7 protein-coding genes are annotated in these 14,332 nt (G+C 39.2%); all 7 read right to left on the reverse strand.

Translation table 11 applies throughout. The features are described from left to right. Positions 1–150: 150 nt before the first annotated feature. Complete coding sequence (locus RV00_RS05070; protein ID WP_249024061.1) at positions 151–6,519, reverse strand: Spy0128 family protein; 6,369 nt, start codon at positions 6,517–6,519, stop codon at positions 151–153. Positions 6,520–6,533: 14 nt separating this feature from the next. Further along, positions 6,534–7,007, reverse strand: a complete 474-nt coding sequence (locus RV00_RS05075) for a hypothetical protein (protein ID WP_071861536.1) — start codon at positions 7,005–7,007, stop codon at positions 6,534–6,536. Between the two features lie 598 nt (positions 7,008–7,605). Continuing rightward, complete coding sequence (gene scrK, locus RV00_RS05080; protein WP_071861537.1) at positions 7,606–8,484, reverse strand: fructokinase ScrK; 879 nt, start codon at positions 8,482–8,484, stop codon at positions 7,606–7,608. Positions 8,485–8,673: 189 nt separating this feature from the next. Then, positions 8,674–9,240 (reverse strand): isochorismatase family protein, encoded by a 567-nt coding sequence (locus RV00_RS05085; RefSeq protein ID WP_071861808.1) that lies wholly within the window; start codon positions 9,238–9,240, stop codon positions 8,674–8,676. Positions 9,241–9,347: 107 nt separating this feature from the next. After that, positions 9,348–10,223, reverse strand: a complete 876-nt coding sequence (locus RV00_RS05090; protein ID WP_071861538.1) for an ROK family protein — start codon at positions 10,221–10,223, stop codon at positions 9,348–9,350. A gap of 148 nt (positions 10,224–10,371) precedes the next feature. Then, positions 10,372–11,658: a glycoside hydrolase family 125 protein gene (locus tag RV00_RS05095; protein ID WP_071861539.1), complete on the reverse strand. Its 1,287-nt coding sequence runs from the start codon at positions 11,656–11,658 to the stop codon at positions 10,372–10,374. Further along, positions 11,655–14,300, reverse strand: a complete 2,646-nt coding sequence (locus RV00_RS05100) for a glycoside hydrolase family 38 N-terminal domain-containing protein (protein ID WP_071861540.1) — start codon at positions 14,298–14,300, stop codon at positions 11,655–11,657. Before RV00_RS05100 ends, RV00_RS05095 begins: the two co-directional genes overlap by 4 nt. Between the last annotated feature and the right edge of the window lie 32 nt (positions 14,301–14,332).

The raw sequence follows: 14,332 nt of genomic DNA on the forward strand, positions 1-14,332 counted from the left end.
ACTCTAATAAATTAATTATAGCGAAGCTTTCGATTGAAAACAAAATTATCTGATTGCTTCGTCTTCATAACCGAATAAATGGTCCAAGAAGCAAGCACTGCGCTTACCTCTTGGACCATTATCTGTCAGGGAATGAACCTCACCTGAGGCTTAGACTTTTTTTCTTTTTCCGATATAGACTAAGCTTACGACCGATAAGAAGAACAATCCCAAAATAATCAAGCCGATGTTGCTGGAACTACCGGTTTTAGGAAGTGATCTACTTGAAGCAGAGTTAGTTTCGTTATTTACCGTATAAGTGGAGCGTCGCTTCGAGCTGTTATTAGAACTTCCATTGTCAGCTTCATCGCCTCCGGTTCCCGGTAACGTCGTCCGATTATTTTTCTTCTCTACTTCTTTCTTGTCCGCCTGACTGTTTTTCACTACGAATTTGATTGGTGTCGCATCCAGCTTATAGCCATCTGGTGCTTGGGTTTCAATCAATTGATATTCACCATCATTTAAGCCTTTGATCAGAACTGTTCCATCGGTTCCCGTAATGATCTTTTCTGCGATCACTTTCTTGTCCGCATCAATTAATTTAAATTCGGCTTTTGCTAACGCTTCGCCTGAGTCACCGTCGACTTTTTTCAATAAGATTTCCCCGTATTTTGGATCTTTAGGTTTATTGGGGGTCTCTTTGAAAATATTTTTGAAGATGGCTTCGTCTACTTCTTTGTTATCGGCATCTTTATAAACAGCTGTCGCACTTAATTGACCTGCTTTTTCTTCAACTTTTACCGTTACGTTATAGACTGTTTCATCATAGGTCATTCCGTCTTCTTTGTCTGCTGGAATCACTTCAGAAATCGTGTAATTGTGTTCTCCTACTTTATCGTAATTCAGCTTATCAAACGTGATCGCGCCGTCTGCAGCGTTTTTCTTCGTTTGGACTGTGCCATCTTTATCTTTCAAGACAAAGGAGAATTCATTTTCGGTTAGTTTACGACCGTCAAATACTTTTTTCGCTTTCAGACTTATTTCTGTCGGCAACGCTTTGTAGTTGTTGGTGAAGACTACCTCGTCTACTTCTTTGTTATCAGCATCTTTATAAACAGCTGTCGCACTTAATTGACCTGCTTTTTCTTCAACTTTTACCGTTACATTGTAGACTTTTTCGTCATAGGTAATTCCCGTTTCTTTAGCTTCGTCCTCTGGAATCACTTCGGAAATTGTATAATTATGTTCACCAATTTCAGTATAATTCAGCTCGTCAAAAGTAATCGTGCCATTGGCCGCATTTTTCTTCGTTTGAGAATGTTTACCTTTCAAGATAAACGAGAATTCATTTTCGGTTAGATCACGACCTTCTAATATTTTTTTTGCCTTCAAGCTGATATCTGTCGGCAATGCTTTGTAGTTATTGGTAAAGACAGCTTCGTCTACTTCTTTGTTATCAGCATCTTTATAAACAGCTGTTGCGCTTAATTGACCTGCTTTTTCTTTAACTTTCACCGTTACATTGTAGACTTTTTTGTCATAGGTGATTCCGGTTTCCTTTTCTGCTGGAATCACTTCGGAAATCGTATAATTGTAGTCACCTTCTGCATCGTAATCTAGCTTATCGAAAGTGATCATTCCGTCTACCATATTTTTCTTCGTTTGAAGTACAGCGCCCGCTTCATCCTTCAAGACAAATGAGAATTCATTTTCGGTTAGATCACGACCTTCTAATACTTTTTTCGCCTTCAAGCTTATATCTGTTGGCAACGCTTTGTATTCGTTGGTGAAGACTACTTCGTCTACTTCCTTGTTATCAGCATCTTTATAAACGGCTGTCGCACTTAATTGACCTGCTTTTTCTTCAACTTTTACCGTTACATTGTAGACTTTTTCGTCATAGGTGATTCCGGTTTCTTTAGCTTCGTCCTCTGGAATCACTTCGGAAATCGTATAAGTGTAATCACCTTTCTTATCGTAATCTAGCTTATCGAAAGTGATCATTCCGTCTGCCGTATTTTTCTTCGTTTGAAGTAGCGTGCCATCCTTATCCTTCAAGACAAATGAGAATTCATTTTCAGTTAAGTCTCGGCCTTCTAATACTTTCTTCGCCTTCAAGTTTATATCTGTCGGCAATGCCTTGTATTTGTTAGTGAAGATAGCTTCTTCTACTTCTTTGTTATCAGCATCTTTATAAACAGCTGTTGCACTGAGCTTATCCTCTTTTTCTGATACGGTTACTGTTACGCTGTAGACTTTTTCATCATAAGTGATTCCTGTTTCTTTAGCTTCGCCCTCTGGAATCACTTCGGAAATCGTATAATTATGTTCACCAATTTCAGTATAATTCAGCTCGTCAAAAGTAATCGTTCCATTCGCCGCATTGCTCTTCGTTTGAAGAACCGTGCCATCCTTATCCTTCAAGACAAATGAGAATTCGTCTTTGACTAAGTCTCGGCCGTTTAATACTTTCTTCGCGTTTAATACGATTGAGGCATTTGATGGTCTATTTGCCGGCGTGAATTCATTAGTAAAGGTTGGTACTTTGTCTTTTTCAACTTTTTTATAATCAGCGACCGCTGTTAACTTGCCTTCTTTCTCGGTTACTTTCACGGTAACATCGAATACCGTTTTATCATAAGTCATGCCAGCAGCTTTATCTTTTTCGGCTGGAATCACTTCGGAAATCGTGTAAGTGTAATCACCTTTCTTATCGTAATCTAGCTTATCAAAAGTAATCGTTCCATCCGCCGCGTTGCTCTTCGTTTGAAGTTCCGTGCCAGCTTTATCCTTTAAGACAAATGAGAATTCATTTTCAGTTAAGTCTCGGCCATTTAATACTTTTTTCGCCTTCAACTGGATATCCGTTGTTTGGACATCTTTTTTATTGTTTAAGCTGAAGGTATGTTCTACGCTATCTTTCGAGATTGTAAAATCATGTTGCTGTTCATCTTTAATATAGCCTTCTGGCGCTTTACTTTCTTTAATCGAATAATCGCCGTAGCGTAGATTAGACAACTTGTCTACTTTATCGTTTCCTTGAATAATTTTATCCCCTTGGACTTCGATATCTTGCATTAGCAAGCTCAAATTTCCATCCTTATCACGACGATAAAGATCAAAGAAGGCAGGTGAGCTAGTGATCAAAGCTCCTTTTTCGTCTAATTTTCTGAACATCAATACTCCATTGATTCCACTGGATGTTCCTTCCCCATCTGTTGATTTGACAATAACTTCTTTAGTGGTTTCATGAAATTGGATGTCTTTACCAGAAATTGCTGCACTATTGCTGATTTTTTCGCCATTTTGAATTTCTGGATCTAACATCGTTTGGTATTCAATAATATACGCCGTATCGATGGATTCGCCCAAAGAAATTTCCAAAGTCTGAGTTCCTTTATCAGAATCCATGCTGACAATTGGCTCTTTGCCTTTGGCAAATTCGATCGCAGCACCATCCTTCTCAAAATTATTCGTACTGCCTATTTTTTTCGCTTTATAGACTTTCACAACAACATTTTTATCATTATCATAAACAAAGGATTGTTGATTCATTTTGATTGTATCTTTGATTACTGGATCAAGGATCTTGTGAGCATCCTTATTTACAACAACGGACCAGTTAATCTTGCGATAGTCGGAATCAGTACCTTGCGTACCACTTTTATCGATCCATTTCGTTTTCTCACTTTTCTCAACTAAGCCTTCGATTACCATATCATCACCATCTGTGCTCATCGTCGCTTTATTTTTGTAACGATGTAGCTCATCTGACGCCTTAGCTGAAACAAAGACCGCAAATGGTTTGTTTTTTTCCTTTAAGATAGTGATCGTTGGGATACCATCAATGACTTCGTATTTATAATCATCTTTGTCCCATTTGTCTCCTAATGTCTCAACCGCTAAAGTACCATCCATCGCACCCTTGTAAAGCTCGACATCATAGATGACTAATTCTTTTAGCTCTTGGCCATCACCTAACGCCTCTTTGATCACAGTATTTTTGGGAACCTTTGTTTGCCAAGTATTAAATAGCGCCGTCCAATAGACACTATTTTCTTCCGCCGCTTGCTCTGTAACAGGATTTTTATGGTGGAAGGCAGAGTCCACTTTCTCGCCTTCTCTTAGATATTTTCCATATTTTACCCCATTATATTTATAGGTCGAGTGTACCCACGTAGACGTCTCCGCACCATCCGTATGTCCTTCATCTTTTGCATCGGTGTAATTGACTACAGCACTGTTGACAAACATCAAAGTTGCACCTGTTGCATTTTGTGGTTGCTCATCCACAAAAAAGTGAGTTTGATAAGTCAGATAGATAGTGCTTGTCGTTTTCTCGTAATTCCCAATCAAGGTAATCACAAAGCCTTCCTTGAAATCAGGATCGCCATCTAAATGATCTAATCTATAATCTTTATCTCTTTCTAAAGTTACATTATTTTCTGAGCCATTATTCTCCACTAACTTCATTGAGCTTTCGATTAATTGCAACGCACTTTTGTTGTTGCCGGCAAGCGTTGTATAGTGATCGGTAATGACCGCGTTGTTCATTTCCACGCCTTTTGTATTGATATCTACCTTCCAGTCAATGGTATTATTTTTATAATCTTTATTAGAAGCAGTTTTTCCAACACCAATTGTGCCATCGACATTAGTATTTTCTCCAATCGAAATCTCTTCCTTATTTGATTCGCCATCTTGGATGACAACAGTGTTCCCAAAGCTGGTCTTAATCGGTGCTGGCACTTCAAACGATTGACTGGAGTATTTGATGATATATACTCCCGGATCCTCAAATAGTAACGTAAAGTGAATATACTTCCCGTTTTTTTTGACAAAATCTTTTTCATCTGTTGAAAGACTCCACTTAGAATTCGGTACTTTTTCCCCAGCTTCATCAGTTACCTCGATTGAACCCTCTACTAGATAGTGATTGACGACGACGTTAGGGTCTGTTTCAGGATTCTTATAACGGTTATAGAGCCAGTCTTTCATCACGCCGCCTTTATTTTTATAGGTCGCTTTAACTTCCCAATCAAACGTCCCTTTCGTTAAATCATATCCATTACAACGTTTATAATTTTTATTTTCATTAAAAGCAACTGTCGCCTCTGCTTTATTTGCGGCAAAGTTGTCACCAGTGATCGTTACTCTATTTGTAAAGCTTCTTTTCTCTTTATCAGTGATTTTCATTTTGATCGTAATCTTTACAGGCTTGTTCATGCCATCTTTAGAGAAACGATAATTGTAAGTATTATCATTATTATCCTTCCACGCCGTGATTAATCCATCTGGTGCTTTTTCCCATACACCCGCATCATTCTTTACTTGTGCATCTAAATGGTACCAAAGTTCTAGTCCTTCAGGAAAATACTCTTTCACTAACGCATTTTTTAACTCTCGACGCTCTTCATTGAGAATGATCGTCCAAGTAACGGAATTATCTTTCTCAATTATTCCCTTCTTAGTGATATCTGCTTTAGCAACAGGGATTTTTATGGTGATGTCTTTTCCATCTTCTCCAGTGATTCCAGTTGGAATTTCGACAATTTCATTTTCGGTCGTAATACTTAATTGCGTTCTCAAATCGATCGTACCCGCACGTTGTACTAGTTTTTCAGCTTCTTTATTAAATGTGACAACTAGTACACCATCTTTACCTAAACTGAAATGTCCTAAAACTTCTTTATCACCATTTGTTAGTGGCTGATTAACGAGCGTATTATGAATCGAAAAATAGTTTGGCAATGTATAAGTGAAGTTATCTCCATTAAGAATTTTTTCCTCATCATCTAGGACCCAATCAAAATGAATTTTGATATTCGCATCCTGACCCGCTGGATTGGTTTCAGAAAATTCATTATCGTCAAAATCAGTGATTTTGATATTGGTGAATAATTTTACGCCCCGGGTATTTAAATTTGGTTCGTGAGCTTGCGGCTGAATAGTCTCAGTTTGCGCCCTCACCGCCGCTTCCGTTTTCTCTTTTTCTTTTAGTGGATCAGCAACTGGATCGACCTTTTTATCATAATACAAGGTCTTCACAATATTCTTACCGAAATCAACTGGTTCTTCTTCCAGCTCTTCGCCAGTTGTTTGAGCATTCAAGGTAACAATGCCTTCATAAAATTTAGCACTTGAAAAATCAGGTGCTTGACCGTCTTCCATCAATGAATAATTTTGATCAAAGGTAAAGATCACTTGTTTATTTTTTACCTCATAGCTTCCCACTCCTGATAATTCCCCCGACTGCTCTGGGTAGGTAAGATTGCTAGGTAGTGTATAGGCGGCTTTTGCGCCATCTTCGATCAAGGTTGTTTTAGATAAGGACCAATCAAGCTCCAACTTAACGTTTGATTTTGGCGCTAAGCGATTGTTTTTTGTAACTTCTTGTTCCTCAGGGTCCTTGATGACCGCGTCTGTAACAACAACTGTTGCTGCTTCTTCCGTCGTTTCAGCAAACATCTGTGCCGGTACTAAGCCAGCGATAATACTGAAGATCGCGGCTAATGAGCAAAGTCTTTTTAATACTTTCATTTTCATCCATCCTCCTAAAAAATAATGTATTCATTTCTCTTCTCATCATTCATTTTGGTGCCATAAAAAACCGTGCCGGACATACTACCCAGCATCTTAGCGAATTCACTACCCTCGTTTTCTTTTACTAGCAAATCTTCTGATAGATCAGTAAATTTTTGTTCAATATTCTCAAAGAAACTTGGTTCTACTTTTTTTTCCGTTGGAGAGTCCGTTGATTCCGTTTTAGGGAGCTTTTTGTTCCTTTTTTCTCCGCCAACAGAGCTCGATGCTTTGTCTCTCTTTTCAAAAACAGCGGCTGATTCTGTTCCTTGTTTCCGTTCATTTGGAACAATCAGCACATTCTCACCCTCGGCCATGTCAAAAGTAATCCGATGCTGCTCTTTGACTTGATCGATTAAAAGCTGGCTACTGTATAAAATCGGCGTTCCTGATTGATGAAAAAGAAGTGTTGGAAGTACAAATGCAAGCAATAAATGTCTATTCATTATCTTCCCCTCCACTTCTATAAAAATTGCTAACTAGCATTATTCACCTAAATGTCAGATGCATCACAGGCTCTTTTTCTTACAGGCGCTATAATAATTGAGAAATTAAAGTAAATAAAAACCACATAAATAATTCATACTCACTTCTTATAATTTATTTCTCTTTTAAAAATTAACTACCAATTTAAAGCACACTAATTATCACCACTTTCTAATTATATTTTTCTTTATTTATAACTTTATTTAATTATATTTAATTTATCTGTTCTTTTAATAAAAAATAAGATGTTTTTATCCGTTTTTTTTCGATTAGTTCACAAAAAATGAGATTTTATTGGCAAAAAGTTTTTTTGTGCTTATTGACAATAACATATCCATGTTTTTTCTATATCACGGAAGTTATTTCCATGGCTTATAATTTATTTTTTTGATTTTGAGATTCCTAAAAATCGGCTTCTTATAAAAAAGTGGATGCGAACTATTTTCTAAGGATTTGGATTTTATTGATTTGATTGAAGGATGAATACACAGAGGATTAAATGAAGGGTGTCCCTTAAAACAAAAAAAGAGTGGATTCCTCCACTCTAAAAAAATTTTTTTATGAATGTAACTTTGCTTCACGTGCTAAAGCCAAACAGCCAATTGTTCCGGCATTATTGCCTAATGCTGGCGTGACGATATATTCCTCTAAAGCTGGTGTTTTCACGTAGTCATTGACCAATTCTTTGAACCGTGCGCGAACTTTTTTGACTAAATGCTCTTGCTGCATCACACCGCCGCCAAAAATAATTACATCAGGAGAAAACATCAACGTAGTATTATACGCACATTGAGCAATGTAATCCGCTTCGATCTCCCAAAATGGATCATCTTCACTCAAGTCTTGCCCTTTGCGGCCTAAGCGTTTTTCAATTGCCGGACCAGCAGCCATCCCCTCTAAGCAATGACCGTGAAAAGGACAAACCCCTTCAAAATCATCTTCTGGATGGCGGCTAACCAGTACGTGCCCCATCTCTGGATGACTAAAGCCTTCGACAAAGTTGCCTTTTTGTAACGCGCCACCACCGATACCGGTACCGATTGTGTAATAAACCACACTGTTGACACCATCGCCGCGGCCTTTCACGTACTCACCATAACAAGCTGCATTCACATCAGTCGTCCATGCCATCGGCAAATCGAAATGCTGCTTCATTGTGCCGACAAAATCATAATTTTGCCACGCTAACTTCGGTGTTGATGTAATGTAGCCATAGGTTCTCGAATCCCGATGAATATCGATTGGACCAAATGAACCAATACCGATGCTGACTAGCTGCTCCTCGTATTTCTTAAAGAAGCCGATCACTAACGCCATCGTTTCTTCCGGTGTAGTTGTTGGATAGCTGGCCCGTTCGATGATTTCTAAGTCATTATTTCCTACAGAGCAAACAAATTTTGTACCGCCGGCTTCGATCCCGCCAAATAATTTTTCCACTAAGCTTCACTCACAATCATTTAGTTTTATTCCACATACAGAGTTACGAATTTCGCGTGTCCGATGTTTTCAAGCTCTATTGTATCATTATTTATTGGCAGCGGTTCCTTTGTTTTTTCTTTCAAGTCAACTTTTTCTACTGAATGAAATTTGCTAAAAAAAAGCGAGAGAAAAACTCCCCCACTTCCCTTAAATCATTTCTAAAACTTCCTTCGTCGTTGCCACCTGACCTAGCTTAGTAAACAACTTTTCAAAAAAGATCTGATGCAATTCAATATCACGATCGGCGCAGGCATCTTCAACCACGATAACTTTATAACCATGTTGATAGGCGTCCAAAGCTGTCGCGTAAACTCCGTTGGCTGTAGCAACACCGGTCAGAATGATTGTATCAATATCTCGGCGTCGTAACTGCAGATCTAAATCAGTTCCAAAGAAGGCTCCTGGATTATGCTTTGTCACTTTAATAACATTTTTTGCGTTGGAATCCGTCGCAATCGGCATCACAAATTCTGAAAATGCTGCAGGTAAATTTGCGTACCCGCCGCTACGTTCTGGATTCAAAAATTGCATCGTTGTCGGATCAACGTTAACTAGCGTAACTAAGCCAGCGGTATTTTTTAACGCTGCTGCTAATTGATTGTTTTTTTCAAGTACGGCTGACGCACTACACGGCTGTAATTCTCCCGTCCCCACAATTCCCTTTTGTAAATCAATCACGACCAAGGCTGTTCTAGCTAAATCGATTTTTTTCAAATAAAACACTCGCTTTCTAACTTAAAAAAAGTTCCTTCCGTAATTTACGCCTTTTTCTACCGTAAATCCAGTTAAAATTTTCTTAACCTCAGAAAACGATGCTATGACTACGCCTGTTCCGTTAAAAATTGATAGACAGCTCCAATCAAATTCGCTTGATTCAAAAACTTACATGGCATGATTGACGCCTTCAATTCCTTCGCACCATTCTTTTGCAGTAATCGTTTGACACGGACTTCAAGATTTTCCAATAAGTCCGCTCTAGTTGAAATTCCGCCGCCGATCAATACACGATCGGGGTCTAGCGATACTAAAATATTATAAATCCCAATACTTAACGCATCATAAAATTGATCGATCTGTTCTTGCGCCAACTCATCACCAGTCGCTGCCAAGTCAAAAACTTCTTTACTTGTATACTCGCGGTCTTCGGCTTTAAGTTTTGAAAAATGCTTCGCCATAGCGACCGGACTGCCAAGATCACTCAAGGTTTCCAAGGTTGTTGGATTGATGATTTGGTAGCCAAACTCCCCACCAAATAAATTTGCTCCAGTACGCAACTTGCCGTCAATTGCGATGCCGCCGCCAATCCCCGTTCCAATGATCATAAACGCCACCGCTTCGATTCCTTGCGCATTTCCTTGCCAAACCTCGGCCAAGGTCGCGCAATTCGCATCATTTTGAAACGTTACCGGTACTCCCAAGAAATCCGTCAACTCTTGCTTGATCGGAAAGCGGTGCAAATACGGTACGGCGCTCACTCCATAAATGACGCCTTCCTCTGCATTGACTGCCCCCGGTGCGCTGATCGCGACCCCATCTGTAATCTGGTGCTCCTCTACCAACGATTTTAAATACGCTTTCATTTCGTCCCACGTTTTAGGTGTAATAAAACTCGGCAGCTCAGTTAAGCTATCCTTCTCCCATAAACCGCTTTTTATCGCTGATCCGCCGATATCGATTGCTAAAATTTTTTGAGCCATTTCTTGCTCCTCCCAGTTCATCCAGTTTATTTAGTAAAAAGGACAAAGGAAAACTCTTCGTCCTTAGCTTCCTCCCCAAAATTGTAAAGAAGATACTGCATCATCGCAATATCTTCTTTACCGAAAAAAACAAATTCCAGAGAAAAAATCAGTTTGAATCCTGCTCTTTCAAAGCTAAATAATGCATTGCCAATTGACAATAGGTCATATTGGCCCAAGAAAACCATTCCCGAGTATACTGCTGAGGATCATTTACATCAATTCCCTCATGACATTGAATCGTACCTGCGTCCGTCGTCGCAATTATTTGAAGTTTTCTTTCGATTTCTGCTAGATTATCAGAAGTTAAGCCTTCCATCGCCAAGGAGATCGGCCAAACATAGTTTGGTGGCGTGTGTGGACTACCAATTCCTCGCAAACATTTTCCTTCATAATAATAAGGATTAGCATCACTTAAAATTTTATTTCGCGTAGCTAGATAAACGGGATCATTTTTCTCACAATAGCTTAAAAATGGTAATGAAAGTAGGCTTGGCACATTGGCATCGTCCATAAATAACGTATTCCCTAAACCATCCACTTCATAAGCATAATAATGTTCACCATGCTCATTTACTAAACGACCGTATTTTTCAATCCCGGCTGTAACCTCGTCTAGCAATCGAACCATTTTTTGAGTAAGCTCCGGCTGTTTATTTTCCGGTAGCATAGCTAACAACTGTTTCAAAACAACGGTAATAAATTGATTTCCTGGAATAAAATAGCCATAGTAGCACGCATCGTCACTTGGTCTAAAGCCACTCCACACCATTCCGGTATACGCAATAGGACGTCCCTTGCCGTCACATGGAATTGTGTCTGAAGCAGGACAATCTGTCCGAACGAACATATACGGCGAAACTTCATGATGCTGTTCGCAGATAAATGTATCCACAGCCACTGAGACAGCCTCCCAGAATTTTGGAGTCAAATGTTCGTCATAGCCTGTTTGATACAAATGATAGCCTAAGAAAAAAGGCGCGCATAAAGAATCAATCTCAAATTTTCGTTCCCAGACTAACGGAGAAATAGGTACATTCGATGTATCATTACTATAATGCCCGCCATCAGCCTCTTTATTAAAGGCATTCGAGTATGGATCATGCATCAAATAGGTCAATTGTTGTTCCAAGACCCCGTGAATTAATTTTTTTACATCAGGCACCTTCTCTGCAATCCGTAAATAAGGCAATACTTGAAATGTCGAATCTCGCAACCACATTGCTGGGATATCTCCTGTTGCCACAAAAATCTCGCCATTTTCACGAACCGAAACAGTATTTGTGATCGTATCAATGAAGGCCTGCCGAAATAATTGAGTTTGTTTAGCCGTGGGTAATTCCACTGTCTCAGCATATGCGTTTAGTTCATCAATTAACTTTGCTTGGTTGATCATTGTATTTCCTCACTTTTGCGTTGATTAAAGTAAATACCATAGGTCCGAATCTCACCACTGTTGAAATCCGCCAATTCATATTCCGTGACATTTGCTGCGACTGTCCGAATGAATCTCCCTTCTAAATCCAGTAATACAATATTTGCTGATTGTTTAAACAATAGCTTACCAGATTGTGTTTTCACCGTATCTGCCGCGTTATAAAGACGTAGTTCAAACCCAGTATTATCAATTGTTGGCAAGAAGCTACTAAACACGACTGATAAATCTTCAATGGAAATGAGGGACTGTCCGGCTATTTCTTTCTGCAAAGGATTCACAGGGAAATATTGGATTGGTGTTGTAAACCGATTGATCGTCTGCGTTTGGTAATACAAATCTTCCTGAGTCGCTGCCAGATAGGTCATTTGCAATTCCTGCGGATCAAAATGAGAATTGATCACAATACTTCCTTCAAACACCAACTTTCCTAACAATTGGCTTTGCGGCGTTGGAACCACTTTAGTTTGTAATCCAGAAGCATCTCCCGGTCTTCTCAAGGTATCTGGACGTCCTAAGAATCCTACACCTCTGAATAAAGTGACTGCTAACGTTTGATAATTTTCGCCGACAATTTGGAAATCTTTCGTTCCCTTTGTTAAAAAGCTCCAACTGGAATCTTCAGCATGAATGTTGCAAAAGTGAAGCATTGGTCGCATGCTTGTCGGTTCTTCTTTATAGCCAATCGCCTGCCAGTCATGTAAATGGATATCTTCCACAGGTCGTTTGATAACACCAAATTGTGTATCGGCATATGAATGGGTCGCTTCAACATCCGTCTGAATTAATAAACGTAAGCGATGATCCAAGACTTGATTATCAATAGTCATTTTCAGGTCAATGGCTGAACTATCTTTTGCTAATTCCAATTCCAATGCATAATGAACGACCCCATTTAGTTTTTGTGCCTTACGAGCAGCTAAATCATATGGAAGCTTCCATTGACCGCTAACAGTCATTCGACTGATTAAACTTCCTTGTTGGATGTTCACATCACCGGCCTCACTGAAATCAAGATTCAGTAGCCAATCATCAAATGCTGGAGAAAAATCATAGGTGTCCCCCTCATCTCCACCATCTTCAACCTTCAAGAAGTCCACATACCATTTTTGATTGATCTTTGAAAATAAATCGAATTTTCCATTTTGAAATTGGATTAAGAACTGATCATTTTCAAGATGCTCAGCTGTTTGGATTCGCTTAGCTGGAGTCTCAGTCTCCACAATCTGTAACTGTACCCAGCTCATCGCTGGCATTTCGCAAGCCACAATAATCATCGCTTCATAATAATACTCATTAATCATTGTTGATCGGTCACGACGTAAACAGCCAGCATTTTCCTTTTGCTGCTCTACAATTTCAAAATCAATCTTCTTCCCGTTTTGATCGACTAGCGCAAAAGACGCACTCTTCGTAGAAACAAGCATTTTCCGTGAACGAGTCATTGCAAACGGCAGCGGATTCCAAATAAATAAATCATTCTCTTGATTACTATTTAACGAGATACTAAGCTTTCGTAACAAATAATCCATACAAGATTGAGCTTCTTGCAAGGCATTGACACCGCGCATTAAGATATCTTGGTTGGTCTTATCGCTGTTACACCCACCAGCGCTATCATGAGCTTGCCCACGAGCAACTGTTTTCCAAAGGCTATTAAGCAACCCTTGTTTTGTTTCAATACCATGTGTATTTGCCAAAGCGGACATCGGCTCTAACTGATAGGTCAATACTCGCTCTAATTGATCATATATTTGTTTCAAATCGTAACGTGAAGAATAGATTCCCCGATGAATTTTCGAATCGGATGGATCAATAAATTCTCCAGAAATTTCCTTAAAGGAAGACGTTTCCCGTTCTAAAGCTTTAAAGAAATCAGGGTAACTACTTTCAACAAAGCGTACTTCTTTTTCAACCTCATGATTGGCTTTAGCGATACGTTCTTTTAAGTTGAAATCGACAGCCCGTTGATCTCCGCCTACCGGTAATAAATGCACACTGCTTTTCGTCTCGGTCGAGATTCTATCAACTAATTCAGTGAAATTATCTTGTTCAATTAAGTCAACACCTGCATAGTAGCCATTTTTGATATTAGCTGTTAATACTTTCGACCCATCATTACTTGTCCAATAAAAATAGCGTGTCTTTGCGTCCTTGGGCATTCCTCGCCAAAATAAGGCTTGTTCAATCCCGAAGCCATTAAAAATTTTGGGCATGTCTTGGCTTTGACCGAAGGAATCAGGCAAATAGCCAATCCGCATACAATTACCTAGATTTTCTGCTTCTTGAATTCCGATTCGTAGATTCCGAACAGTCGATTCCCCAGAAGTCGTCATCTCATCAATCTGGGTAAACCACGGACCAACAAATAGGCGCCCTGCGGTTACAAATCTTTTTAGCTGTTCCGCCTTTTCCGGGAAAATGGCTAAATAATCCTCAATGATCGACATTTGACCATCTAATGCATAATAGTCTAATTGATTACTTTCTAACGCTGTAAGAACTTCATCCATATGAAATATAAATTGAACCCGTGCTTCCTGACGAGTGAAATACCATTCAAAATCCCAATGAGTGTGTGCTACCGTATAAACATCCTTCATAACAAAAAATTCCTCAATTCTTATAGATCAGT

Source organism: Enterococcus devriesei, from assembly GCF_001885905.1.
Taxonomy (GTDB): Bacteria; Bacillota; Bacilli; order Lactobacillales; family Enterococcaceae; genus Enterococcus_A; species Enterococcus_A devriesei.